This window comes from Haloparvum alkalitolerans, from assembly GCF_055381565.1.
In genome coordinates this window covers 148,121-172,467 of record NZ_AP043938.1, presented here as the reverse complement: position 1 = coordinate 172,467, position 24,347 = coordinate 148,121, and the positions used below count along the sequence as shown (strand labels likewise).

The window sequence follows — 24,347 nt, the reverse complement described above, 5'->3', positions numbered from 1 at the left end:
GGTCCGGTTCCCCCGGCAACCCCGCGGATTTATACGCGACGGGACGAATCACCTCGCTAATGAGCCAGGCCGACTTGCCCTCCATGCTCGCGGGCGCGGTCGACGGGGAGGACGTCGTCGCCCACGTCGATCTCGGCGGCGAGGATGCCCTCGCGGTGACGCCGACCCGAACGCTCGTCTATCGCGCGGACGGACTCCTCTCGGACGAGAGCGTCACGGAGTACCCCCACGACGTGGAGCGGATCGACGTCTCCGAGGGCCGCCGCAAGGCCAAGATCCAACTGGAGTACGGGCTCGACGGCACCGAGACGATCACCGTGCCGACCAAGCGCGTCGACGACGCGCTCCACCCGATCCTCGCCGGCGTGCTGTCCGCGGCGGGCCTCACGGACCCGGGCGAGTCGGTCCTGCGAACCTTCCGCTTCTCCGAGTTGACGCTGATCGTGACCAGCGACCGGCTGGTCAAACACGTCGGCTCCGCGGTGTGGGACGAGGAGTACGAGGAGTTCCACTTCGACGACGTGACCGGGCTCGACTTCGAGGAGGGCACCGTCGCCACCTCGGTCGTGCTCACTCACGCCGGGAGGCAGGAGCGGTTCAAGGCCCCCAACGAGTCAAAACGCGCCGTCCGCGAGGCGCTCATCGACGCTATCTGCGAGTACCACGACGTGGGGTCGCCCGCGGAGCTCCGCGCGAAGCGAGCGGACACCGCCGAGGACGGCAACGACGCGGACCGCGGGGGGGCCTCGACTACGGACTTCGGCGACGGACCGGACCCCCTCTCGGCCTCCCCGGCGGCGGAGGACGAGGGGTCCGAGCCGGAGGCGTCGGCGGAGGCGGCGGAGACGGCGGAGTCGGTGGGGTCGGCGGCTCCGGCGACGCCCGAGGGGACGACGGCGCCGGAGGACTCGGCGGCCGAAGCGACGCCGGACGCGGACCCTCTCGTTTCGGATCCGGTCGAGACGGGAGCGAGCGGTGCGGAACCCGCCGAGAGCGAGGGGCCAGACGCCGCGGCCGCGGAGCCGGAGCAGGGGGACGGCTTCGGAGGGTCGGGGTTCGAGCCGGCGGGCGTCGAGGAGGAGTCGCTCGCGGACGAGGTGGCGGCGCTGCGCGAGACGGTCGAGGCACAGTCCGAGCAGCTCGACAGACAGGCGGAGCTGATCGAGCAGCTGATCGAGGAGCTCCGGCGCGGTCGCTGACTCCGGGTCAGTCCCTGCCGGTTACCTTTCTGACGCACTCGGGGCCGAACGGGCCGAGTTCGCCCGTTTCGAACCGGACGAAGTGGCCCGTCGAGATGGAGGCGCCGCAGCGCCGGCAGTCGAACTCGCCCTCCCGCCGGACCACCTGCGCGTCGAAGTTCACGTACGTGCCGCCGGTCCGGACCCGAAGGCGGCCGTCCTCGCGGTCGACGATCCCCCGCTTCTCCGCCGCGTCGAGGATGTCGCGGGTGAGCGACGGGCTGTCGGTGACCGTCTCGATCCGGTCGACGGCGTCGGGCAGCGGAAGCTCCTCACGCTCCACGTGCGCCAGCAACTCCAGCGCCAGCTCCAGTTTCTCCTCGCGGGACCGGTCGCGCGTCACACCCGCGCTTCGCGGACGGCGGTTATAAGCGAACGGGAGCGGGTCGCGGGCGGAGGACGGCCGCCGGACGGTTTGCCGGGCAGAGGGCGGCCGCCGAACGGTCCGCCGACGCCGCGCCGGACCCACAAGGCGTTTATCGGGGGCTCGCCCACCGGCTGCCGTGAAGCGCCGCCTCGTCGCCGGCTCGACGGTCCTCGCGGTCGTCGTCGCCGGATTCCTGATCACCTCGCCCGAGGCCGTTCTCGACGAGTTGGCACGGATCGCGGCGCGACCCCTCCGGTTCGGGCTGGTCCTGCTCGCGCTCGCGGCGGTCCGGCCGTTCCTCGCGTGGCCCACGACCCTGCTGGCGGTCGCGGTCGGGTACGGCTACGGCTGGCCGGGCGTCCCGTTCGGCCTGCTGCTGGTGACGCTCACGGCGCTGCCGCCGTACTGGCTGGCGCTCGTCGGCCGCGGGGACGGGGAGGGTCGGGTCGCGAGGGTGGGCGAGCGCGTCGTCTCGGCGACCGGCGGCACGCGCTCGGTCGCCGCCAGCCGGCTCCTACCGGCGCCCTCTGACGCCGTCTCCGTCGCCGCGGGCGTGGCCGGCGTGGGGACGGCCCCGTTCCTCCTCGGGACCGCGCTCGGCGAGCTGCCGTGGGTCGTGGCCGGCGTCGCGGTCGGCGTCTCCGCGGACCGCGTCGCCGCCGGCGGCCTCTCGGGGCTCGATCCGGCGCTGCTGGTCGGGATGGCCGCGGCGGGCGTCCTCCTGTTGGCCGGGCCGCTCTACCGGGGCTACCGCGAGCAATCGGCGGCGTGACGGCTCGCAGTTCTGTGCTGCGTCTCCCCGCGGTCCGTCGCTGCGCCGTCCGCGGCCCCTCGCCGCCTCGCCCGGTCACTCGCGGGCGCCGGGCGGCAGGTCGTCGGCGTGTTCGGCGACCGCCTCCGCGACACGGACCGGTTCCTCGTGAACGACCCAGTGGGTCGCGTCGTGGACCATCAGGAGGCGCCCGTCCGCGCAGCGGTCGACGCTGGCGCTCGCCATCGTGGAGCGCAGGAACTCGTCCTCGGCGCCCCACACGACCAGGGTCGGGACCTCGACGCGCTCGCGGTCCGGCGCCGGTCGCTCGCGGACGACCGCGCGGTACCAGTTCAACATCGCCGAGAAGGCGCCGTCACGGGACCACGCCCGCCGGTATCTGGCGAAGTCGTCGGGCGTGAACGTTCCCGGCCGACTCGACCGCCGCATCCCGCGGACGAGGAGCCGCCAGTTCGCCGCTCGGGCGACGCGCTCCGGGACGCCCGGCAACTGGAACCCGAGGAAGTACCAGCTCTTGAGCCGCTGGCGCCACGACGTTCGGAGCGTCTCCTCGAAGACGGAGGGGTGGGGGACGTTGACCGCGACGAACTCCGAGACGCGGTCGGCGTGGTGGAGCGCGAGCCACCACCCGACTGCTGCGCCCCAGTCGTGACCCGCGACCGCGGCGGTCTCGCGGTCGTAGGCGTCGATCAGGCCGACGACGTCCGCCGCGAGTTCGTCGATCCGGTAGTCGCCGACCTCCGCCGGCTTCTCAGAGCGGTTGTAGCCGCGCTGGTCGGGGACGACCACGCGGAAGCCGGCGTTCGCCAGCGGCCGGATCGTCTCGTGCCACCCGTACCAGAACTCCGGGAAGCCGTGCAGAAGGATCAGGAGCTTGCCGTCCGCGGGCCCCGCCTCGACGACGTGGAGCGTGACGCCGTTCGTCTCGACGAGCCGCGACCGTCCGGGCACGTTCGGAGGGACCTCGTCGTCGAACGCGGCGTCGCGCACCCGGTCGGTCACCCCGGCCGCGGCGTCCCCGGCGTCCGAAGCGTCCGCCTCCGGGCGGCTGCCGGTCGGGTCTCCCGACGTGGCGTCGGGTTCGGACGAGTCGCTCATGGGGTCCGGTAACACGTCGGGGCGGAAATAGCTACGGCGCGCCGCGTTCTCGACGGCCCGCCGACGGGTCGTCGCCACTCGCCGCCGATTGGTCGTCGCTACTCCTCGCTGACGGCCGCGCTCATCGACCAGACGGCGACGAGTCCCAGAAGGACCGCCGGCACCAGGGGAAGCGCGAGGTACGTCCCGAAGAAGGTCAGCCCGAACGAGCCGAGGACGTAGGGGTAGACGTAGATGATGCCCGGGATGACCAGCACGCAGACCAGGAGCGTCGCGGTGAGGACCCAGCCGGCGCGGCCGAAGCCGTCCGCCTCGGGTCCGTCGGTCGCGGTCGGGGCGGCGACGCCCGCGTCCCGGCCGGCGTCCCTCCCGTCCTCGCGGAGCGCGTTCGCGTCCGCCGTCTCCCTGGCCCGGTCGCCTTCGGGGTCGGCTTCCCTCCCGCGGTCCGCCTCCTCGCCGGTCCCGCGCTCCGTCTCAGAACTCACTGTCGGGCTTTACCACCACTTTCCCAAAGCCCTGCCGATCCTCCAGCAGTTCGTGGGCGCGCGCGGCCTCGCTCATCGGCAGGACCTCGCGGATCCGGGGCTCGAAGGTGCCGTCCCACACCAGCTCCAGCACGTCGTCGACCTCGCCCGGCGTCGCCATCGTGGAGCCGATCACGGACAGCTGGTTCCAGAAGATGCGGTCGAGACCGGCGCCCGGGTTCGGCCCGGTCGTCGCCCCGCAGGTGACGACCCGACCGCCGCGCGCGAGCGACTTCAGGGAGTCGGGGTACGTCTCCTTCCCGACGTGGTCGACCACCACGTCGACCCCCCTGCGGCCGGTTATCTCGGCGACCTCGTCGGCGAAGTCGTTCGCCTCGTAGTCGATGACGTGGTCGGCGCCGCACGCCTCGGCGTAGCGGAGCTTCTCCTCGCTGGAGGCGGTCGCGAACACCTCACAGCCCGCGTGGGCGGCGATCTGGACCGCCGCGTGGCCGACGCCGCCGGAGGCGCCGAGCACGAGGACCTTCTCGCCGGCCTCCACGTCGGCGCGCGTGTGGAGCATGCGCCACGCGGTGCCGAACACGAGCGACGCGGAGCCGGCGACCTCCCAGTCGACGCCCTCCGGGACCGGGACGAGGTTCTCCTCCGGCACCGCGGCCGTTTCCGCGTGGACGCCCCGCTGATGCTCGCCCAAAATGTTGAACCGGTAGCAGAGCGTCGGGTCGCCGTCACGGCAGAACTCGCACTCGCCGCAGGAGACGCCCGCGGTGACGGTGACGCGGTCGCCCGGCTCGAACCGAGTCACGTCCTCGCCGACCGCCTCGACCACGCCGGCCGCGTCGCTGCCCGGAATGTGCGGCATCTCGAGGTCGACGCCCGGGAGCCCCTTTCGTGTCCAGACGTCGAGGTGGTTGAGCGCGCCCGCCTTCACGTCCACGAGCACCTCGTCCGCGGCCGGGTCCGGGTCCGGGAACTCGCCGTACTCGATCACGTCGCGGTCGCCGTGCTCGCCGAATTGAACCGCCTTCATGCGGATCACCACCACACCGCGGTCACAAGAACGTTCGGGAAGGGGCGGCGAACCGGGCGCGACCCCGGTGTGAGGGGACGACCACCGGCGCGAGGAGTTATCCGCTCCGGTCGCGAGTGGAGCACATGGACCGCCACACGGACGGAGGGGTCGGGACGCCGGCGCCGTTCCCCTCGTCGCGGCGACCGCGAGCCGGGGCGGTCGCCGCCTGCGGGGCGCTCGCGTGGACCCTCGCGCCGACGCTCGCGCTCGCGGCGCTCGGCACGCGCCCGTACGCCGGGACGGGCTTCGACCTCCTCGCGCTGGTCGGCTGGCTGGGGGTGGGCCTCGGGGCGCTCGGCCTCGGTCGCGCGTTCGGCCCCTCTCCCACGCGGGTCGACCGGGCGGGTCTCGGCCTCTTCGCGCTCGGTTGGGTCCTCCTCGCGGGCCTGCACGCGCGCTCGGCGGCGGCGTACGTCGCCGCCGGCTTCACTCCGGTCCCGGCGACCGGTGAGGACCCCGCCGGCCTGCTGCTGACGTTGCTGTTCCTCTTCGGCTACGCCGCGGTCCTTCTCGGCACCGGCGCGCTCGGTCTTGCGGTCCGCGCGCGGGGGGAAGGCGTCCGGACCGCCGCCGCAGGATGGCTCCTGCTCGCCGCACCCGCGGTCCCCGCGGTGCTGGTCCTGCTGGACCTGCTCGGGGCGTTCCCGCTCTCCGTCAGTCGGGTTCTCGTCACGACGAATGCCGCGCTCGTTCCCCTCGGGCTCGCGTGGATCGCGGTGGGAGTCCTGCTGTGGCTCGGTCCGGGGCGTGGGGACCGAGCGATGAGCGTCGAGCGCGGGGAGTTTTTGTAACCGCGGCCGGAAGCCGGGAGCATGAGCGACCACGGGGGAGCGGACCACGGAGACGACCGCCGTCACGACGGAGACGACCACCACGCCCACGACGGAGGCGACCACGGGGAGGGCCACGATCATCACGGAGAGGGCCACGACCACGGCGGAGACGACCACCACGCCCACGACGCGGAGACGGTCGGCGTCGCGGTCGTGACGGTCTCCTCCTCGCGCTCGCTCGAGGAGGACCCATCAGGCGACTACGCGGTCGAAGCGATCGAGAACGCCGGCCACGAGGTCGTCACGCGGGAGCTGATCCCGGACGACTTCGACCGCGTGCAGGGGACGGTCAACCGGCTGGTCGGCCGCGCGGACACGGACGCCGTGATCACGACCGGGGGCACCGGCGTGACGCCCGACGACGTGACGCCCGAGGCGGCCCGACAGCTGTTCGAGAAGGACCTCCCGGGGTTCGGCGAACTGTTCCGCCGGCTCTCCTACGAGGAAGTCGGGACGCGGACCGTCGGCTCGCGAGCCATCGGGGGGATCGCGGACGGCGTGCCGGTCTTCTGTCTACCGGGGTCCGAGAACGCGGTCCGGCTCGGCGTCGACGAGATAATCCTCCCCGAGGTCGGTCACCTCGCGGGGCTGGCGACGCGGGACGCGGACGGCGACGAGGAGAATGATGGCGGCGAGGATGGCGGGAAAGGGGATAGCGGCGAGGATGGCGGGAAAGGGGATAGCGGCGAGGATGGCGGCGAGGCGGGCGGCGGCGGCGAGGCGGATGGAGACGACGGGAACGGCGAGGACGCCCCCGACGCGACGTGACGCGGCCGCGGGCCACATGAGGTTTTAAACGCTGGAGCGCCAACGGCGGGACATGGGAATCCTCTCGCGCGCCTCCTACGTCATCCGGTCGAAGTTCAACGCCCTCCTCAACCGGGCCGAGGACCCTTCGGAGACGCTGGACTACTCCTACGAGCAGATGCGTGACGAACTCCAGGACGTGAAACAGGGCATCGCGGACCTGACGACACAGAAGAAGCGGCTGGAGATCCAGAAGCGCCGGCTGGAGGAGAACGTCGAGAAACACAACCGGCAGGCGCGCGAGGCGGTCGAGCAGGACCGCGACGACCTCGCACGGCAGGCGTTAGAGAAGAAGAAGTCGAAGATGCAGCAGATCGAGGAGCTGGAGGCGCAGATCGCCGAGTTGCAGAACACGCAGGACAACCTCGTCGAGAAGAAGAACGAGCTCCAGAGCCGCATCGAGGAGTTCCGCACGAAGAAGGAGACGATGAAGGCGCGCTACGAGGCCGCGGAGGCCTCCTCGCGCGTCTCCGAGGCGATGACTGGCGCGGGCGACGAGATGGAGGACGTGGGGCGCGCCATCGAACGCGCCGAGGACCGCACCGAGGAGATGGAGGCACGCGCCGAGGCGATGGACGAGCTTCAGGACTCCGGCGCCTTCGAGGACGCCCTCTCGGACAAGGACAGCATCGACCGCGAGCTGGACGAGCTCTCGGCCGACCGCGAGATCGAGGCGGAGCTGGCGACGCTGAAGGGCGAAGACGGCGCGGCGGAGGCCGACGCGGACACCGACGCCGAACAGGCCACCGCGGAGGAGGCCGACCTCGAGGAGGAGCTCGGCGCCGGGACGGACGTCGAGGAGGACGCCGACGCGGAGACCGAGGTCGCCGACGAGGAGATCGAAAGCGAGCTCGAGGAGCTCCGCGACGATGACCAGTAGCGACGGATGACGCCACCCCCGAGCGACGACGGGGGTGCCGGAGTGGCCAACGCGGCCGATGGCGACGCGTCCCGCGACGACGCTGGTGACGACGCCGGCGACGACACGGTCAGCGACGACGCGGCCGGCGACGACATGGGTGGCCGGATGAACGTGAGCCGTCCGGTCTCGTGGGTCATACTCGACGCCGACCGTCGGGTCGTCGCGGCCGGGATCCTGTTCGTCGTCTTCGGTGCCGTGGTCGCGACCGGGATCGCGCATCCGCTACCGGCCGACGCCCTGCTCGAACGCGGCGACTCGACCGAGACGCTGTTCAACGCGCTGATCGGCTCGACGATCACCGGCGTGACCCTGGTGTTGACGCTCTCGCAACTGATCCTCTCACAGGAGCTCGGCGCGGTCGGCGACCAGCGCGAGCGCATGGAGGGGGCGCTGACGTTCCGCGACGACGCGGCCGAGGCGATGGGCGAGCCCGTCGCGCCCGCGGAGCCGGCCGCGTTCCTGCGCGCGCTCGTGGAAGCGACTCGCGATCGCGCGGCGGCGTTCGCCGCGGCGGCCGAGGGGGAGATCGACGATGGGGAGATCGACGAGGCGATGGCGGAAGCGGCCGGGGACGCGGAGCTGTCGGACCGAGTCGACGACTACGTCGACGGGGTGGTGGGGAACGCGTCGTCCGTCGCTCGCCGACTCGACGGGGCGGAGTTCGGCACCTTCGACGCGCTGCTCGCGGCGCTCGCGTTCAACTACTCGCGGAAGATCTACGAGGGGAAGCGCCTCCTGTACGGGACCGGCGACCGCCTCCCCGAGCCCGCCCGCGAGGAGCTGGACGAGCTGGTGACGCTCCTCGAGCTGTTCGGCCCCGCCCGCGAGCACGTCAAGACGCTCTACTTCCAGTGGGAGCTGTCGAACCTCTCGCGCGTGCTGCTGGCGGCTTCGGTCCCGGCGCTGTCGGTCGCCATCGCGACGCTGGCGTTCGTCGACCCGGGGGACTTCACCGCGACGACGCTCGGGGTCTCCGACGCGCTGTGGCTCGTCGCGGGCGCCGCGACGGTCTCGATCGCGCCGTTCGCGCTGCTTCTGTCCTACATCCTCCGGATCGTCACCGTGACGAAGCGCACGCTCTCCATCGGCCCGTTCGTGTTGCGGGAGACCGACGGTGAATCGGAGTAGGTCGGCGGTGACCTACTCCGACCGGCGCCGCGCCCCGGTCCCGGGCGCGGCCCGGTCCGCGAGCCGAATCGTCCCCCCCGAGAGGTCCACGCCCTCGTAGGGGTCCTCGGCGAGCAGCAGCGAGCCGTCCAGGTCCGCGTAGTCGAGCAGGGGCGAGAGCTGCGCGCCCGCCGCGATGGCCGCGTTCGACTCGATCATGCAGCCGAGCATGACCTCCAGTCCGTGCGCGCGGGCGGTGGCGATCATCCGGCGCGCCTCCAGCAGTCCGCCGGTCTTCATCAGCTTCAGGTTCGCGATGTCGCACCGGTCCGCGATGGCGGGGACGTCCTCGAGCGTCACGCACGACTCGTCGGCCGCGATGGGGAGCGCGGCGCGCTCGTAGGCGAACCGGAGCCCCTCGGGGTCCTCGGCGGGGACGGGCTGTTCGATGAACTCCACGCCGTGGTCGGCGAGCCACTCGCTCTTCCGAACCGTCTCGCGGGGCGTCCACGCCTCGTTGGCGTCCACGCGGAGGCGGGCGTCCGGGGCCGCCTCGCGGACCGCCTCGATCAGCTCGCGGTCGCGGTCGGTGCCGAGCTTGATCTTGAGGACCGGATAGCCCGCCTCGACCGCGGCGGCCGCCTTCTCCCGCACGCGCTCGGTCTCCGCGAGGCCGACCGTGTAGGAGGTCTTCGGCGCCTCGCTCGGGTCCAGTCCCCACATGCGGTGGAGGGGCACCCCGAGGCGCTTGGCCGCGAGGTCGTGGACCGCGATGGAGACCGCCGTGCGGGCCGCGGGGTTCCCGCGGACGACCTCGCGCATGCGCGCCTCGATCTCGTGGAGCGCGTGGGGGTCGCCGACCTCCTCCACGACCGCGAGCAGGTCCGGGAGGACGGCCGCGACCGTGTCGGCGGTCTCGCCGTAGTGGCCCGAGGGCGCGGCCGCGCCGACCCCGGTCATCCCGCCGTCATCCGCGATTCGGACGACCAGGTTCTCGGCCTCGGTCTGGGTCCCTCGCGCGATGGAGAACGGCCGGTCGAGTTCGAGCGTGACGCGCTCGAAGGACGCGTCGAGACCCATCAGTCCAGCACCTCGCGCTCGACCGCGTCGACGATGACGTCCGCGCCGTCGCGGACGGGGTCGGTCGCGGGCACGCCAATGGCGTTCGCGTAGTCGCTCACGCGCTCGGCGGCGGTCCCGTCGTCGGCCACGTCCTTCGTGTTGAGCGCGCCCGCGACGACCGGCGCTTCGTGGACCGGCGCGGCGAGGCGCTCGTAGAGGCCGACGTACTCGTGAAGCGGCGGCAGCGGGAAGGACTCGTACCCGCGGACCGCCTCCCGGCCGTCCTTGTGACACAGCACGAGCCCGTCGGCCATCGCGCCGTGGAGGATGCCGCAGGTGACCGCGGAGTAGGCGGGGTGGACGATGGAGCCCTGCCCCTCGACGACGAGCAGGTCGTGGTCGTCGCCCGTCTCCAGGATCATCTCCTCGACGGCGCCCGCGGTGAAGTCGGAGACGACGCGGTCGATCGGGTTCCCCCAGCCGGCGATCATGATCCCGGTCTGTCCGGTCGGGACGAACGCGGCGTCGATCCCGCGTTCGCGGGCGGCGGCGACGATCTCCAGCGAGGCGGTCATCTTGCCCACGCCGCAGTCGGTGCCGACCGTGAGCAGCACGTCCGCGTCGACCTCGGCCGAGCGCCCCTCGGCGACGGAGATCCCCTCGTGGGGTTCGCGCACGTCACGGAGGTCGACGCCGTGCTCGGCCGCGAGCCGCGCGAACTCCTCGTCCTCGTTGAGGAAGTAGTGGAGGCCGGCGACCACGTCACAGCCCGCCTCGATGGCCGCGCGCACGTCCGGGCGCCACGACTCGTCGAAGCCGCCGCCGATGGGCGCGATGCCGATCAGGAGCGCGTCCACGTCGCCGTCCGCGGCCGCGAGCGCGTCCGCGAACGACTCCACGACCGGCGCGTCGGCCGGGAGCGTGTCGTCGTGGTCGTGGACGCGGCTGCCGGCCTTCTCGCGGTCGAGCACGGCGGCGACCTCCTGGTCGCCGTAGCGCATGACGCCGAGCGCCGTCTTCGCGTGGTCGGGGAACTTCTCGTGGGCGAGGATGACGATGCGGTCGTCGCTCATGATCGGTGGGTGCTCGCCGGCGGGCATAAATGAGGCGGGGACGGCCCGGGCTGCCGGTGGTCGGACGTCGCGGTCGGGGGCGCTGCTCCGACGCCCCTCAGTAGAGCAACTCGTCGTCGTTGTCGATCATGTACAGCGAGCGCGCGGCGATGTTGACCGCGTGGTCGCCCACGCGCTCGAGGTCGCGGATCGTCAACAGGAGCCGCTGGACCTCGCGCATCGTCGTCTCGGCGTTGGCGTCCTCGCCGATCTCCTCCTGCTGGATCAGGTCGCGAACGACGACTTCGCTGGCGGCCGCACAGAGGTCGTCGACCTCGTTGTCGCGCTCGGCGACCGCGTAACAGCGGTCCTCGTCGCGGTCGGCGTACGCCTCCATCGCGGACTCCAGCATCTCCAGCGTCTCGTCGCCGATGCGCTGGACGTCCACGTCCGGGAACAGCTCCCGCTCCGCCTGCCCGGCGTACTCGCCGAGGTTGGTCGCCAGGTCCGCGATGCGTTCGAGGTCCGTGATGATCTTGAACGACGCGGCGATAAAGCGGAGGTCGCCCGCGACCGGCTGCTGGAGCGCGATGAGGTCGGTACACTGCTTCTCAAGCTCGAGGTACATCTCGTTGACCTCGTGGTCGCGGTCGATGACCTCCTGACCGAGGTCGTCGTCCTGTCGTTCGAGTGCGTCGAGCGACATCCGCAGTCGCTCCGCGACGACCTCGCTCATGTAGAGCACGTCGTCGCGCAGTTCGTCGAGTTTGGCCTGATATTCCTTTCGTACCATTGTCAGGGGGATTGTCCGGTCCGGGCCGATGGCCGACTCGGATGCGTCTACCGGAACGACTGAACGGACCGACATAAAGGTAAACCACCTGCGACGGCACGGCGGGCCACGGGTCTCGACGTCCGCACCGACCGTCCGCCACCGCCCGCGTCCGCGGGACGGTCGGCTATCCGAACTTGCCCGTGATGTAGTCCTCGACGCGCTGGTTGTCGGGGTTCTCGAAGATGCGGTCGGTGTCGCCGAACTCCACGAGCTGGCCGCCCGTCAGGAACACGGCGGTCTTGTCCGAGATGCGGGCCGCCTGCTGCATGTTGTGCGTGACGATGACGACGGTGTACTCCTCGGCGAGTTCGTCGATGAGGTCCTCGACCTTCGCGGTCGCGACCGGGTCGAGCGCGGAGGCCGGCTCGTCCATCAGGATGACCTCCGGGTCCGGCGCGATGGCGCGCGCGATACAGAGGCGCTGCTGTTGTCCGCCGGAGAGGTCCAGCCCCGAGGAGTCGAGCTGCTCGTTCACCTCGTCCCACAGCGCCGCGCCCTTCAGCGCGCGCTCGACCGCCTCGTCGGTGACCTCCTTGCCCTGCACCTTCAGCCCGTAGGCGACGTTGTCGTAGATGGACTTCGGGAACGGGTTCGGCTTCTGGAACACCATCCCGATGCGTCGCCGGAGCGCGACCGGGTCCACGTCGTCGTCGTAGACGTTCTTCCCCTGGAACCGGAGTTCGCCGTCGACCCGGCAGCTGTCGATCATGTCGTTCATGCGGTTGATACACCGCAGGAACGTCGACTTGCCACACCCCGAGGGACCGATGATCGCCGTGACCTCGTTCTCGGGGATGCCGACGCTCGTGGGCTGGAGCGCCTGCTCCTCGCCGTAGTGAACGGTGAGTTCGTCGGCGGTCAGCGCGGTTTCGCGCTCGGGGATCCGCTCGACCGACGGGGTCGCCTCCGTCGTCTCGGCCGGCGCGGTCGTCGGCTGGTCGTCGGACTGGTCGTCTGCCGTCGCGTTGTAGCTGTCACTCATGGCGGAAAGGAGACGTCGATGTTCGCGACGAGAGCGGCGCGACCGCGGACGGGCCGGCCTCGCCGCGCGCGCCGGCCGTTGCCCCTTCGGCCCCGGCAGAGCCGACCGGGTCACCTGGGGTCCACTCCTCCGCTACGGAGGCGTCACTGGTCATCAATACGGGATTGAGCGGCAGGGACCTAAATACGCTGCTATCACGTCTATTTATGGATATATATTAATACGTATTTTGATCGGTATCTTGGCCGATATCGAATTCGATCCGAGAGTACCAGGGACGTTGAGATGCTTATACCCCACACAATAGGTGTGTTTGGACCACCGGTGTAGAAAATATATACTTGATCAAGTTTATCAGTAGCGTCGGCGTATGGGATCGCATGGAGACCCGCAAGGTCCAGGTCACCGGGGGGTCGACGTACACCGTCTCGATCCCGAAGGAGTGGGCGACGGAAAACGACGTGAGCGCGGGCACCGAGGTGGAGTTCTATCCCGAGGGCGACTCGCTGTTCCTCACGCCCCACTCGGAGGAGGAGCGCACGCGGGGCACGCTCGACATCACGGATCTGGAGGGGCAGGAACTGACGCGCGCGGTGATGACGATGTACGTCAGCGGCTTCGACGTGATCGCCCTCGAAGGGGGGCGCATCTCCACCGAGCAGCGGGCAACCATCCGCGAGGCCACCCAGAGCCTCGTCGGACTGGAGGTGCTCGAGGAGACCCGCGACCGCGTGGTCGTCCGCGACCTGCTCGACTCCTCGGAGCTGTCGATCCACAACGCCGTCACGCGGATGCGGCTCATCTCCACCTCGATGCTGGAGGACGCGCTCGCCGCGCTGCGGGACCTCGACGCCGACCTCGCGCGGGACGTGATCAACCGCGACGACGACCTCGACCGGCTCTGGATGGTCGTCTCGCGGATCTTCCGGGCCACGCTCCGGACGCCGAAGGCCGCGGAGGAGCTGGGCGTCCCCCGCGAGGTCTGCTTCGACTACCACTCCAGCGCCCGACAGCTGGAGCGGATCGGCGACCACGCGACCAAGATCGCCCACCTCACGCTCAACATCGACGAGGCGATCCCGGAGGAGGTGCTCGACGCCATCGACGAGCTTCACGCCGACGCAGTCGAGGTGATAGACACCGCCATGGACGCGCTGTTCGAGGAGGAGAGCGAGGCGGCGACCCGGAAGGCGAACGACGCGCGCGAGCAGGTCCGCGAGATCGACGAGCGCGTCCGCCAGATCGACGAGCTCCTTCGCGACCTCGACCCCACTCGCGCACAGCTGCTCGGACTCGTCGTGGACTCCGTGCTCCGGAGCGCGGACTACGGCGGCAACGTGGCCGAGACCGCGCTCCAGAAGGCGGCGCCGACGCCGTAGCCGGTACACGCTCCGGCTCCACACCGCCCGGCTCCCGGAGGTTTATGACCCGCGCGTCCGATGTGCGACGCATGGTTACGCTACTCGAAACCGTGCTCACGGTCGTCACCGTGCTCGTCGCGATCGGCGGGCTCGCGGGGGTCGTCGCCCTCTCGACCAACTACGAGGGCATCATGAACCGGACGGACAAGCTCACCGTGGCTGTCGCGGCGGTCCTGATCGCGTTGACGACCTACACCGCGCTGTTCTGATCGCTTCGGTGCGGCACCGATCGGCGACTCCGATCGGCGGGGGGCGGCCGCGAGCCCTCGTCGCCTCGCCACCGGTCGGCGGGACGTTTTTCTTTCGCCCCCGAGACCGACCCGTATGGACGAGGTCGAACTCGGCGTCCCGCGGGGCGTCATCGAGTCGCTGCCGGAGGAGTCCGAATCGGTCGAACAGGACATGCGCCGCGCCATCGTCGGCGTCCAGTCCGGGATCAACGAGGCGGTCGCGGAGGCCGACGACCCTGGCGAGGCGGCCGCGGCCGCGGTCGACGCCATCGAGTACATGGAGGCGCGCATGGAGCGCTTCGACGAGTTCGTCCCCGAGCTCCGGGCGTGGGGGCAGTCGCCCATCTACGCGATCGCGTGGCGCAACCTCTACGCCGAGCTGATCGCCCAGCTGTACGACCACGACTGGCTCGCCGCCGAGTTGGACCGCGAGCGGAACTACCGACTCGTCGAGGACGGGATCCGGTTCGGCGGTCAGTAGCGGCTTGCTTCACGCCTCCCCTCGCCCCCGGCCGCCTGTCCGCGTGCGGCGCGCTCGCGACGCGGGTTTAAGTCGACGCCGGCCGAGGGGCCTCCATGGAGCTGGAACTTCGGTTCTTCGCCACGTTCCGGGAGGCGGCCGGGGGCAAAACGGTCGCCTACGAGGTCGACGACGACGCGACCGTCGGCGACGTGCTCGCGGCGCTGGAGGCCGACTACGAGGGGCTGGCGGGCAACCTGCTCGTCGACGGCGACCTCGCCCCGCAGATAAACGTCCTCAAGAACGGTCGGGAGGTGCTCCACATCGACGGCGTGGACACCGCGCTCTCGGAGGGCGACACGCTCTCCGTGTTCCCGCCGGTCGCGGGTGGCCATGTCTGATCCCGTCCCTGCGGACGGCGAGGAGGAGCGCGAACGGTCGTACCGCGGGATCTCCCGCCGGCTCGCCGCCCACTACCTCCGCAACCTCGGCGGCGACCTCGTGGGGACCGACGACCCCGCGGAGGCGACGCGGGTGGAGGGCGACGGCTGGCGCGTCGAGTTGAGCGCCGCCAAAGTGAACCCCGCCGGCTCGCTGGAGCTGACGGAGGTGACCGTCCGCTTCGTGGGCGACCCCGACGCGCTCGACGAGTTGGTGGACGCCTTCGGGCAGAAGGCGATGCGCGCCGGCGGATGAGGGAGGCGAGCGCGACGTGACTCCCGACCCGGACGAGTCGGCGGCCGAGATTCCCTTCGACGGGACGGTGTTGCTTCAGACGGGCGCGCTCGCGAGCGTCGCGCCGACGCGGCTCGGGCCCCTGCTCCGGCGGGTGCAGTCGGACCTCGCTCCGCGGCTCGGCGACTACCGCCGCGAGTACGAGCGCGCCGTCGCCGAGGCGGACCGCGAGGCGTTCCTCGTCGAGCCGGCCCACTGGGACGCGGTCGCGGAGCGGCTCGGTCTCACGGACCGCGAGCGCGACGCGGTCGAGCGGGCCCACGAGGCGCAACTGGAGCGGCTGGGCAGCGTCCACGGCCGGCGTGCGGAGCTCGAGTCGGCACTGGAGATCCGGAGCGCGGTCGTGATCGCGACGGGCGACTGACAAAACCGGCTTTATCCGGCGCGATCCGGGTTCGGCGTCGCCCCCGTTTTTCTCCGTCGGCTTCCGAGGCGGGAGCGATGGCACCAATCGAGTTCGTCGTCGGCGTGCTGATCGGCGGGGGCGCCCTCGCCGTCGGCGCGCACGTCGGCGCCTATCGGGACCGGGACGGCAGCAGCGATCTGGGTCACGCGGTGGTCACCGCGCTGCTCGGTGCGCTCGTGTGGGCGCTCCTCGCGTGGGTCCCCCTGATCGGGACGCTGCTCGCGCTGCTCGGTTGGCTCGCGGTCGTAAAGCGGCGGTACCCCGTCGGCTGGGTCCGTGCGGCCGTCGTCGGCGCGGTCGCGTGGGCCGTCGCCGTGGTCGCGCTCGCGGCGCTCGAGCTCGTCGGCGTCGGCGGGCTCTCGGCGGTCGGCGTCCCGGGGACCTAATCCGGAAGTCGGCGGGCCGCGGCGCGCCGGTCCGACACCGCTTTCACGGCCGCCGGGGTTCGATCCGGTATGCACGAGGACCTCCGTGCGGGCGTTCGGGACTCGGTCCCCATCCTGCTGGGGATCGCGCCGTTCGCGCTCGTGGCGGGGATCGCCGCGGTCGACGCCGGCCTGACGCCCGCACAGGCGGTCGGGATGTCGGTGTTCGTCTACGCCGGGGCGTCCCAGCTCGCCGCGCTGGAACTGCTCGGGGAGAACGCGCCGCTGGCGGTCGTCGTCGCGACGGCCGTCGTGATCAACCTCCGGATGGTGATGTACTCCGCCTCCATCGCGCCGCACTTCGCGCGGTACCGCCGCCGGACGCGGGCCCTGCTCGCGTACTTCCTGACCGACCAGGCGTACGCGCTGTCGATCGCCGAATACGCGGACGACGAGTCGCGCGAGCGGGACCGCCGCTACTACTACCTCGGCGTCGGCACGCCGATCTGGGTCGTCTGGGTCGTCGGCACGGTGCTCGGGATCGCGCTCGGGGCCGGCATCCCGGACTCGTGGGGGCTCTCCTTCGCCGTCCCGCTGGTGTTTCTGGCACTGCTCGTTCCCGCGATGAAGGACCGCCCGACGACGGTCGCGGGCGGCGTCGGCGGCGCGGCCGCGGTCGTCGCCGCGGGGCTCCCGTTCAACCTCGGGCTGCTCGTCGGGGCGGCCGTGGGCATCCTCGCCGGACTGCTCACCGAGGGGGTGCGAAACCGATGACCGACTACGGCCCGGTCGCGGTCTGGGGCGTCATCGCGGTCATCGGCCTCGCGACCTACGGGCTCCGGCTCTCCGTGATCCACCTGTTCGGGCGCATCGACGAGGTGCCGTCCCGGGCCGAGCAGGTGCTCCGGTTCGTCCCGCCCGCGGTACTGGCGGCGCTGGTCGCCCCCTCGCTGGTGACGGTCGCGCCGACCCTGCCGGAGACGGTCCTCGACGAGCAACTGCTCGCGGGTCTCGCGGCCGGCGTCGTGGCGTGGCGTACCGAGAACGTGTTCGCGACGATCGGCGTCGGGATGGGGGCGCTGTGGCTGCTGCGGTTCGTCGTGTTCGCGTAGCGTACGACGTGTTTGCTGTTGCTCCTGTTGATCGGGATTCCCACACCCAGAAAGCCCCAGCCGGCTTTCCCGCATACTGCTCTGGATCTGCTGTTGATCCTGCTGCTTGGAACAGCAACACCGAGAAAGCCCCAGCCGGCTCGACCGGCCGCGGCACGCGCTGCGCTCCTCGCTCTCCGCAACGCCCGCTGCGGTGCTTGCGGCGCCGGGGCCGGATCGAGCCGGCTGCCCCTTTCAGTCCCGCCCTGCACAGCACCGCCACCGCACCGCGACCGCCCCGCACAGCAGCCTCGCACCTCCCCAGCCTCGGCGGCGGCGCGGCCGCGAAACCGCAGCGCGGGACAACCCGCGTCCCGCTGGCCTCCAGCGTGCAGTAGCGCGCTGGAGACACCGCAATGCGGCCGCGCCGCCGCCTCCACCGAAAATCGGAGATTTTCGAGCAGCCAGCGTGCAGTAGCGCGCTGGCGACCTCGCGCGGTCGCGGCGACACAGGGTCGCCGCGGCGCGCGCCGACCGCACCGCCCCGCACAGCACCGCACCGCCGGCGGACGAACGTTTTTCGCAAATGAGGCGGAACTCCCGCCGTGAGTCCAGCCTGATCAGTCCGGTTACAGTGCATCGCTCTGCTGGCTGTCAAACGTTCGGCGCGCGCGAGAAACGCGCGCGAGGGAGCCCGCAGCGGCGGTCGCGAGCGGTACGTTGCGGTCGCGCGACCGCGGCTGCGGCGAGGATGGGGAGGTCTGAGGCCACGCTTGACTCGACAGCCGGTGTGGAGACTCACCGAGCAACGGGGTACAACGACTTATCGGACAGAAAACGTCCTGGCGGACTGAAAGGGCGAGCCGGTCGCGGGCGCTCAGACGACCCCTATCGGCGCCGGGCTGTGCGGAGAGGCGCCGATATGTCGCTGAGCGCCCGAGGGCTTTCTAGATGTTGGTGACAAACGCAGCAGGGAGCTTGACCACGTGATCCCCAACATCACCACCAACACCCACGCCCACCCACACGTACGGATCGACCGGCAGCGTTTACGCGGTCGCGTTCGAACGGCCGCGCATGCCCAGACCGAAAGCGGAGTTCGCGGAGACGTACCCCTGCGACTTCTACACGGCGGCGGAGCTGCTGGAGTCGGAGCAGATGTACACGGTGCCGGAGATCGCCCGACTGCTACAGGGGCTGGAGCCTGACGCCGAGATCGACGAGGGGACCGAGGCCGTGCTCGTCGACTGGGCGATCCCGTGGGTGATGACCAACGCCGAGGACCTCGTGGTCGCGGAGCCGCCGGAGCCCGACGCGCCGGGGTACTACGGGCTCGCGGAGCACGCGGCGGATACCGCCGACGCGGAGGACGCGACCGGCTCCGACGACGCCTGATCCGAGTTCCGGCGACCGACGGCACACTCCGGGGGGCTTTAGGTGGCCGGCCGCGTTCCCACCGACAGACCACCCGGGCCGGCCGCGGCCGCGGGAACTTCCACCCATGCAACAGTACCTCGACCTCGTCGACGAGACCCTCTCGACGGGCACGTACAAGCCGAACCGCACGGGGGTCGACACCGTCGCGACGTTCAACGGCGGCTACACGATCGACCTCTCGGAGGGTTTCCCCCTGCTGACGACCAAGAAACTCGACGGCTACCGTTGGAACTCGCTGATCCACGAGGTGCTGTGGTACCTCTCCGGCGAGGAGCACGTCCGGAACCTCCGCGAACACACGAAGATCTGGGACGCCTGGGCCGACGAGGAGGGCCGGCTCGACACCGCTTACGGGCGCTTCTGGCGCCGCTACCCCGTCCCCGAGGGCGGGCTGGAGGGCGAGACGTGGCCCGATGAGAGCCAGCGCTGGGTCACCGTCGAGGAGGACGCGGAGGGGAAGCAGGTCCGCACGTTCGACCAGATACAGTACGTCCTCGACACCCTCGAGGAGAACCCGCACTCGCGGCGCATGGTCGTGAACGCGTGGCACCCCGCGAACGCGGCCGTCTCGACGCTCCCCCCCTGTCACTACACGTTCGTCGTCAACGTGCAGGGCGGCAAGCTCAACCTGCACCTCACGCAGCGCTCCGGCGACGTGGCCCTCGGCGTCCCCTTCAACATCGCGGCGTACGCGCTGCTGGCGAAGGCCATCGCGCAGCGCACGGAGTTCGAGGTCGGCGAGTTCGGCCACACCATTGTCGACGCGCACGTCTACTGCGGCACCGGCGACCGCGGGGCGTGGTACGGCGACAACCTCGACCGCCTGCAGGACCGGCTCGCGGGCGTCGAGGAGAAAGCCGGCTACCGCGACGTGCGCGCGTGGCTGGAGGACGAGGCGCCCGCGGAGGCGGCGGGCGAGGAGAACTACGACCACGTCCCCGGCCTGCTCGAACAGCTCTCCCGCGAGCCCCGCGAGCGCCCCCGGATCGAGATCGCCGACAAGCCGCTCGACGAGTTGACCTACGACGACGTCGAACTGGTCGACTACGACTCCGCGGAGGGGCTCTCCTTCGCGGTCGCGGAGTGAGGACATGGGCGAGGTGAACGAGGGAGGAGACCCGGGCACGCCGCCGGAGCCGCCAGCGGACCTCACTCTCACGCTGATCGCCGCGGTGGCGGAGAACGGCGTCATCGGCGCGGACGGCGGGATGCCGTGGCACTACCCGGCCGACCTCGCGCACTTCAAGGAGACCACGACGGGCCACCCCGTGATCCTCGGCCGGGCGACCTACGAGAGCATCGCGGGCCAGATCGGCGGGCCGCTGCCGGACCGGACGAACGTGGTCCTCTCGCGGCGCGACCTCGACCTCCCCGAGGGCGCGGTGCAGGCCGGGAGCCTCGACGAGGCGCTCGCCGTCGCCGCGGCGGACGCCCGCGAGCGCGGCGTCGACGAGGTGTTCGTCGCCGGCGGCGCCCGCGTCTACGAGCAGTTCCTCCCGGTCGCGGACCGACTCCGGATCACGGAGATCGAGGACGCTCACGAGGGCGACACGCGGTTCCCGGAGCGGGACCCCGCGGCGTGGACCGAAGTTTCCCGCGACGAACGCGAGGACCTCGCGTTCGTCGTTTACGAGCGCCGGGGCGAGTCCGGGAATCCCCCCGCCGAGTGAGAGGGAAGGGCCCCTACGGTTCGTCGAGCCACGGGAACGAGAGGTCCTCACGGCGCCCGTTCAGCACCGGGAACCGCTCGCCGCGGCGGCGCTCCAGCCAGCCGAGGAGCCGAGCGGCCCAGTCGAGTTTCCGCGCCTTCGCCTCGGCGACGCGCGGGTCGTCGAACTCCCACCCGACGAACCGGAGTTCCGCGGCGCCGAAGTGGTCGGCGAGGAACGCCGCGCGGTCGCCGTCGGTGAAGCCGCCGAAGTTCTCGACGGCGCCGCGCGGTTCCGCCTGCGTCGTCACGAGCGTCGCGTCGGCTTCGAACGCCGGGAGCCACTCGCGGACCGCGGGGACGTTGTCGCCGTGTGCGTGGGCCGCGACGGGCGTCCCGTCCGCCGTCAGGTCGCGTGCCGTCTCCGGGTTCTTGTCGAGGTCGGTCACCATCAGGTCGACGGTCACGCCCTCCTCCCGGAGCGCGTCCGCGGCCGTCGAGGCGGCGACGACGGCGTCCGCGGCCCTCGCCGCGGCAATGTCGCTCCGCGTGGTCAGCGACGGCGCGGCGCCCGCGACCGCGACCGTCGCGTCCTCCAGGAACGCGAGCCGGCCGTGGTCGAACGGGGTCGCCAGTTCCGCCGCCACGTCGCGGGCGCGCTCGTCGGCCGCCCGGTCGTACCCGAAGTCGGCGAGCACGGCCTCGTAGGCGGGTTCCCACTCGGTGAAGTTCACGCGGCATCCCCCCCTGATCCGGTCGCGTCGCCGGCCGCAGAACCACGCCGGACCAACGGACGGCGCCGCCGCTGGCGAGCGTAACTGTATGGGCCGGAGTGGCACAGAGTACCCCTACCCACGTGCCCTTCCGGCGTCCGGTCGAACCGTTGTTGGCAAAGGGGCATAAACTTTCTCTTAGCTGAAGGACCGCCTTATTCTCCGCAGAACATCGCCGAGAGCATCCGACTGGCCGGAATACCCCTCCTCGACCGCGGCGAGCGCGGCGGGGGTGCCGATGAGCAGCCCGCTGGCCGGTTCGGGGGCGGGATCCCCGCCGTCGGTCGAGGGCGACGCCGTCGATGCTCCCTCGGTCTCGGTCGCGGCTGCTCCGGCGGGCGCGAAGGCGGCGTCGGTCTCAGCGACGGCCGCCCGCAGGGCCCCGCGCTCCTCCGGCGAAAGCCCCCCGAGTTCGTAGGTCCGGACGACGCTCCGGTCGGCGATATCGGGGCCGTCGGGGCTCTCGCGTCCCGCCGTCGCGTTCAGCCTGTCGAGGTGGCGCTCGGCCTCACGCGGCGTCGTCACGTCCAGCTCCTCGACGGTCACCTCGGCGTCCGGGCCCGTCTCGCGGAGGCGGTCGCGGGCGAACTCCTTGCCGATCAGCGCCGCGTCGCGGGTCTCCGCCACGTCGTGGGTCCGGATCACGTGGGCGCCGCGCTCGACCGCCATCGAGGTGGCCGCCAGCGAGACGGGCAGGGCGTCCTCGGTGTCGCGGTCGGCGACGGACCGGAGGAAGTTCTTGCGGTTGATCGAGACCAGCAGGGGGCGGCCGTAGCCGCGGAACTCCCGCAGGCGCCGGAACGTCTCGCGGTCGTGTTCGAGCGTCTTCGCCTCCGACCAGCCGCCGAAGGCCGGGTCGAGGATGGTCTTGTCGGTGAAGCCGTTCTGCGCCAGCGCCTCGTAGATGTCGTCGACCTCCTCGACCGCGCCCGGACGCTCCAGGTCCGGCGGCGAGGCCATCTTCGCCACCGCGGCGTCGCGGGCCGCACAGACCTCGGGCATCTTCGGGTCGGCGAAGCCGCAGATGTCGTTGACCATGTCGAACCCCCGGTCGAGGGCCGCCTCGGCGACCTCGTGGTAGCGCGTCTCGATGGACCACACGGCGTCGCCGGCGGTCGACGCCAGCGTCTCGACCGCGGTGTCGAGCCGGTCCAGTTCCTGTTCCGCGGAGAGCACCTCGAAGCGCTTGTTGGCTGACTCGAGTCCCACGTCGACGATGTCGGCGCCCTCGTCGATCAGCTCCTCGTCCACGTACTCGGCCGCCTCCCCAGGGTCGTCGAAGACGCTCGGCGAGTACGGCGACTCCTTCGAGACGTTGAGCACCCCCATGATGCGCGGGGGGTGATCGTCGCCGATCCCCAACCCCGCGGCGTCCACGTTTCGCATGGGCGGATCGTGGGGCGCGCGGACCATAGGTCGTCCGGAAGCGGCGGGGGAGGTGGCCCCCTCGCGGACCGGCGGGACCGCGACCGCGAACCCCGGAAGGACGCGTTTTTAACCGCCCGCACCCGACGTTCGGACATGTCTAAGGTGAGCGTCGGCCTCCGCGGATGGCGGTTCGAGGAGTCCGAGATATTCACCCCCGAGGGGGAGTTCAAACCCCTCGACGAGATCCCCGAGGAGCCGCGCGAGCGCCTCCTCCGGCTGACGAAGCTCGTCGAGGAGCCCTGTGACGCCTGCTACCTCGAGTACGGCGAAGAGGAGATCCAGAAGGCCCGACAGGCCGAGATCGTCTACGGCGAACCGCTCGGCGAGGTGCTGCTGTGTCCCGCCCACGAGGCGGACTTCCTCTACTGGTTCCGCGAGGCGGGCGGCGACGCCTACCGCGGCGACCCGGAGCTGTCCGACGCCTTCCACGAGTGGTACGCGGCCGGCAACCGCGCGCCGGAGGGCTACGAGGGGATCGATCACGTCGACGACGACCCCGAGGGGGTCCCGGAACCGCCGGACCAGAAAGAGGTACAGCGCCGGCTCGAGGAGGAGTTCGAGGGGCGTCGGATCGACCTCCACGAGTACGGCCCCGACGAGGGCGACGCGGTCGACCCCGAGGACCGGCTGACCGCCGAGGACCTCTCCGAGTCTGACCTGGACCTCTCGACCGACTACCCCTCGGACCAATGAGCGGGGGAGAGAACGCGGCGGCGGACGGCGCCGATGGGCCGACCGCGAACGCCGGCGAGGATGACGCAGCCGCCGACAGCAACGCAGCCGCCGGCAAAAGCGCCGCCGCCGCGGTCGAGCGCGCCGAGGCCGCGGACGCGCCGACGGGCCCCCGCACGCAGAAGCCGGTCGTGGTCGTCGTCGAGCCTGAGACGCCGGGCAACGTCGGCTCCATCGCCCGGGCGATGAAGAACTTCGGGCTCTCGGAGCTGAAGCTGGTGGACCCGCCGGAGATCGACCGCGACAGCGAGGCGTACGGCTTCGCGGGCCACGCCCGCGAGGACGTGCTCCCCAACGCCGAGGAGGTGACCTTCGATGAGGTCGTCGAGAACTACCACACCGTCGGGACCACCGCCATCACCGGCGAGGACTCCCGCAGCGGCGTCCGGTTCCCGTTCAAGACGCCGGTCGAGCTGAAGGAGTCGCTGAAGACCGTCGAGACGCGGACGGCGCTGGTGTTCGGCCGCGAGAGCCGCGGGCTGAACAACGAGGAACTCCGACAGCTCGACGAGGTCTGCTCGATCCCCGCGGATTCGGAGTACCCCGTGCTCAACCTCGCGCAGGCGGCCAACATCGTGTTCTACGAACTCCGCGAGCTGAACGTCGGAGCGTACCAGCTCCCGGACGTGGAGCGCGAGCGCGCCGACGCCGCGGACGTGGAGCGGTTCCATGACTACTTCGCGGAGTTCCTCGACCGGGCGGGCCAGAAGGAGCACCAGCGCGACAAGGCCGCGGTGCTGATGCGCCGCCTGCTCGGGCGCGCGCACCCGACCGACCGCGAGGTCCACACGCTGCTGGGCGCGTTCCGCAAGGCGAACAAGAAGCTCGACCACCTCACGGAGCTGGCCGCGAAGTACGACGAGCCGGTCTACCCCAGCGGCCCCTCGGGCGACGAGGTCGTCGAGGAGTAGCGGTCGAGCGGCGGCGATAGCGGTCGGCCTTTTCGCGTTCCGCTCGCCCGCCACCCAAGAGCGTCGGCTTCAAGCCCC

Annotated in this window: 30 protein-coding genes; 20 read left to right on the top strand and 10 right to left on the bottom strand. The window is 71.3% G+C overall.

Annotated features, from left to right (window positions below):
• Nucleotides 1-59: 59 nt before the first annotated feature.
• Nucleotides 60-1,199: a DUF7115 domain-containing protein gene (locus ACZ432_RS03300; protein ID WP_426963662.1), complete on the top strand. Its 1,140-nt coding sequence runs from the start codon at nucleotides 60-62 to the stop codon at nucleotides 1,197-1,199.
• A gap of 7 nt (nucleotides 1,200-1,206) precedes the next feature.
• Here ACZ432_RS03300 and ACZ432_RS03295 read toward each other — a convergent pair whose 3' ends face one another.
• A complete protein-coding gene (locus ACZ432_RS03295) occupies nucleotides 1,207-1,581 on the bottom strand; it encodes a DUF5830 family protein (protein ID WP_426963663.1) in 375 nt (124 codons plus the stop codon).
• Between the two features lie 160 nt (nucleotides 1,582-1,741).
• Between ACZ432_RS03295 and ACZ432_RS03290 the strand changes: the two genes are divergently transcribed.
• Nucleotides 1,742-2,377 carry a TVP38/TMEM64 family protein gene (locus ACZ432_RS03290; protein WP_426963664.1) on the top strand — a complete coding sequence of 212 codons (636 nt, stop codon included), beginning with the start codon at nucleotides 1,742-1,744 and terminating at the stop codon, nucleotides 2,375-2,377.
• Nucleotides 2,378-2,452: 75 nt separating this feature from the next.
• Here ACZ432_RS03290 and ACZ432_RS03285 read toward each other — a convergent pair whose 3' ends face one another.
• The 3 genes from ACZ432_RS03285 to ACZ432_RS03275 form a co-directional block, all read right to left on the bottom strand.
• Complete coding sequence (locus ACZ432_RS03285; RefSeq protein ID WP_426963665.1) at nucleotides 2,453-3,475, bottom strand: alpha/beta fold hydrolase; 1,023 nt, start codon at nucleotides 3,473-3,475, stop codon at nucleotides 2,453-2,455.
• A gap of 98 nt (nucleotides 3,476-3,573) precedes the next feature.
• Entirely contained in the window at nucleotides 3,574-3,960 is a 387-nt protein-coding gene (locus ACZ432_RS03280; RefSeq protein ID WP_426963666.1) for a hypothetical protein, read from the bottom strand.
• A complete protein-coding gene (locus ACZ432_RS03275; RefSeq protein WP_426963667.1) occupies nucleotides 3,950-4,990 on the bottom strand; it encodes a zinc-binding dehydrogenase in 1,041 nt (346 codons plus the stop codon). The genes ACZ432_RS03280 and ACZ432_RS03275 overlap by 11 nt, the downstream gene beginning before the upstream one ends.
• Before the next feature lie 125 nt (nucleotides 4,991-5,115).
• Between ACZ432_RS03275 and ACZ432_RS03270 the strand changes: the two genes are divergently transcribed.
• From ACZ432_RS03270 to ACZ432_RS03255, 4 genes are read left to right on the top strand one after another with little or no spacing between them, the layout of a single operon-like run.
• The gene (locus ACZ432_RS03270) at nucleotides 5,116-5,823 is read left to right on the top strand and encodes a hypothetical protein (RefSeq protein WP_426963668.1); all 708 of its coding nucleotides are present in this window, start codon (nucleotides 5,116-5,118) and stop codon (nucleotides 5,821-5,823) included.
• A gap of 21 nt (nucleotides 5,824-5,844) precedes the next feature.
• Nucleotides 5,845-6,633 carry a MogA/MoaB family molybdenum cofactor biosynthesis protein gene (locus ACZ432_RS03265; RefSeq protein WP_426963669.1) on the top strand — a complete coding sequence of 263 codons (789 nt, stop codon included), beginning with the start codon at nucleotides 5,845-5,847 and terminating at the stop codon, nucleotides 6,631-6,633.
• 52 nt (nucleotides 6,634-6,685) lie between these two features.
• Nucleotides 6,686-7,552: a PspA/IM30 family protein gene (locus ACZ432_RS03260; RefSeq protein ID WP_426963670.1), complete on the top strand. Its 867-nt coding sequence runs from the start codon at nucleotides 6,686-6,688 to the stop codon at nucleotides 7,550-7,552.
• Between the two features lie 6 nt (nucleotides 7,553-7,558).
• On the top strand, nucleotides 7,559-8,722 hold the full coding sequence (locus ACZ432_RS03255) for a DUF7972 family membrane protein (protein ID WP_464378857.1): 1,164 nt from the start codon (nucleotides 7,559-7,561) through the stop codon (nucleotides 8,720-8,722).
• 12 nt (nucleotides 8,723-8,734) lie between these two features.
• On the opposite strand, the gene ACZ432_RS03250 is transcribed toward ACZ432_RS03255, so the two are convergent.
• The 4 genes from ACZ432_RS03250 to pstB form a co-directional block, all read right to left on the bottom strand.
• Nucleotides 8,735-9,781 (bottom strand): dipeptide epimerase, encoded by a 1,047-nt coding sequence (locus ACZ432_RS03250; protein ID WP_426963671.1) that lies wholly within the window; start codon nucleotides 9,779-9,781, stop codon nucleotides 8,735-8,737.
• Nucleotides 9,781-10,836 (bottom strand): DUF1611 domain-containing protein, encoded by a 1,056-nt coding sequence (locus ACZ432_RS03245; RefSeq protein WP_426963672.1) that lies wholly within the window; start codon nucleotides 10,834-10,836, stop codon nucleotides 9,781-9,783. The genes ACZ432_RS03250 and ACZ432_RS03245 overlap by 1 nt, the downstream gene beginning before the upstream one ends.
• A 97-nt stretch (nucleotides 10,837-10,933) precedes the next feature.
• Complete coding sequence (gene phoU, locus ACZ432_RS03240) at nucleotides 10,934-11,608, bottom strand: phosphate signaling complex protein PhoU (RefSeq protein WP_426963673.1); 675 nt, start codon at nucleotides 11,606-11,608, stop codon at nucleotides 10,934-10,936.
• A gap of 166 nt (nucleotides 11,609-11,774) precedes the next feature.
• The gene (gene pstB, locus ACZ432_RS03235) at nucleotides 11,775-12,632 is read right to left on the bottom strand and encodes a phosphate ABC transporter ATP-binding protein PstB (protein WP_426963675.1); all 858 of its coding nucleotides are present in this window, start codon (nucleotides 12,630-12,632) and stop codon (nucleotides 11,775-11,777) included.
• Nucleotides 12,633-13,012: 380 nt separating this feature from the next.
• Here pstB and ACZ432_RS03230 point away from each other — a divergent pair, with 380 nt between their 5' ends.
• From ACZ432_RS03230 to ACZ432_RS03175, 12 genes are all read left to right on the top strand, one after another.
• Entirely contained in the window at nucleotides 13,013-14,011 is a 999-nt protein-coding gene (locus tag ACZ432_RS03230) for a PhoU domain-containing protein (RefSeq protein ID WP_426963676.1), read from the top strand.
• 71 nt (nucleotides 14,012-14,082) lie between these two features.
• A complete protein-coding gene (locus tag ACZ432_RS03225; RefSeq protein ID WP_426963677.1) occupies nucleotides 14,083-14,262 on the top strand; it encodes a hypothetical protein in 180 nt (59 codons plus the stop codon).
• Nucleotides 14,263-14,377: 115 nt separating this feature from the next.
• Entirely contained in the window at nucleotides 14,378-14,764 is a 387-nt protein-coding gene (locus ACZ432_RS03220) for a hypothetical protein (RefSeq protein ID WP_058366627.1), read from the top strand.
• Between the two features lie 95 nt (nucleotides 14,765-14,859).
• Nucleotides 14,860-15,144, top strand: a complete 285-nt coding sequence (locus ACZ432_RS03215; protein ID WP_426963678.1) for a ubiquitin-like small modifier protein 1 — start codon at nucleotides 14,860-14,862, stop codon at nucleotides 15,142-15,144.
• Nucleotides 15,137-15,439, top strand: a complete 303-nt coding sequence (locus tag ACZ432_RS03210) for a hypothetical protein (protein ID WP_426963679.1) — start codon at nucleotides 15,137-15,139, stop codon at nucleotides 15,437-15,439. The genes ACZ432_RS03215 and ACZ432_RS03210 overlap by 8 nt, the downstream gene beginning before the upstream one ends.
• Before the next feature lie 16 nt (nucleotides 15,440-15,455).
• Nucleotides 15,456-15,842, top strand: coding sequence for a hypothetical protein (locus ACZ432_RS03205; protein ID WP_426963680.1), 387 nt, complete (start codon nucleotides 15,456-15,458; stop codon nucleotides 15,840-15,842).
• A 77-nt stretch (nucleotides 15,843-15,919) separates the two neighbouring features.
• On the top strand, nucleotides 15,920-16,270 hold the full coding sequence (locus ACZ432_RS03200) for a hypothetical protein (protein WP_426963681.1): 351 nt from the start codon (nucleotides 15,920-15,922) through the stop codon (nucleotides 16,268-16,270).
• Between the two features lie 69 nt (nucleotides 16,271-16,339).
• Complete coding sequence (locus ACZ432_RS03195; RefSeq protein WP_426963682.1) at nucleotides 16,340-17,023, top strand: AzlC family ABC transporter permease; 684 nt, start codon at nucleotides 16,340-16,342, stop codon at nucleotides 17,021-17,023.
• A complete protein-coding gene (locus tag ACZ432_RS03190; RefSeq protein WP_426963683.1) occupies nucleotides 17,020-17,361 on the top strand; it encodes an AzlD domain-containing protein in 342 nt (113 codons plus the stop codon). Before ACZ432_RS03195 ends, ACZ432_RS03190 begins: the two co-directional genes overlap by 4 nt.
• Before the next feature lie 1,056 nt (nucleotides 17,362-18,417).
• Entirely contained in the window at nucleotides 18,418-18,735 is a 318-nt protein-coding gene (locus tag ACZ432_RS03185; RefSeq protein ID WP_426964718.1) for a DUF5827 family protein, read from the top strand.
• A gap of 106 nt (nucleotides 18,736-18,841) precedes the next feature.
• Nucleotides 18,842-19,864 (top strand): thymidylate synthase, encoded by a 1,023-nt coding sequence (gene thyA / locus ACZ432_RS03180; RefSeq protein WP_426964717.1) that lies wholly within the window; start codon nucleotides 18,842-18,844, stop codon nucleotides 19,862-19,864.
• 4 nt (nucleotides 19,865-19,868) lie between these two features.
• Nucleotides 19,869-20,447: a dihydrofolate reductase gene (locus tag ACZ432_RS03175; protein ID WP_426964716.1), complete on the top strand. Its 579-nt coding sequence runs from the start codon at nucleotides 19,869-19,871 to the stop codon at nucleotides 20,445-20,447.
• A 13-nt stretch (nucleotides 20,448-20,460) separates the two neighbouring features.
• Here ACZ432_RS03175 and ACZ432_RS03170 read toward each other — a convergent pair whose 3' ends face one another.
• Both ACZ432_RS03170 and folP read right to left on the bottom strand, forming a co-directional pair.
• Complete coding sequence (locus ACZ432_RS03170) at nucleotides 20,461-21,159, bottom strand: 6-hydroxymethylpterin diphosphokinase MptE-like protein (protein ID WP_426964715.1); 699 nt, start codon at nucleotides 21,157-21,159, stop codon at nucleotides 20,461-20,463.
• A gap of 177 nt (nucleotides 21,160-21,336) precedes the next feature.
• Nucleotides 21,337-22,584, bottom strand: coding sequence for a dihydropteroate synthase (gene folP / locus ACZ432_RS03165; protein WP_426964714.1), 1,248 nt, complete (start codon nucleotides 22,582-22,584; stop codon nucleotides 21,337-21,339).
• Nucleotides 22,585-22,719: 135 nt separating this feature from the next.
• Between folP and ACZ432_RS03160 the strand changes: the two genes are divergently transcribed.
• Nucleotides 22,720-23,319: an NADH-ubiquinone oxidoreductase chain 4L gene (locus ACZ432_RS03160; protein WP_426964713.1), complete on the top strand. Its 600-nt coding sequence runs from the start codon at nucleotides 22,720-22,722 to the stop codon at nucleotides 23,317-23,319.
• Entirely contained in the window at nucleotides 23,316-24,269 is a 954-nt protein-coding gene (locus ACZ432_RS03155) for an RNA methyltransferase (protein ID WP_426964712.1), read from the top strand. The genes ACZ432_RS03160 and ACZ432_RS03155 overlap by 4 nt, the downstream gene beginning before the upstream one ends.
• Nucleotides 24,270-24,347 lie beyond the last annotated feature (78 nt).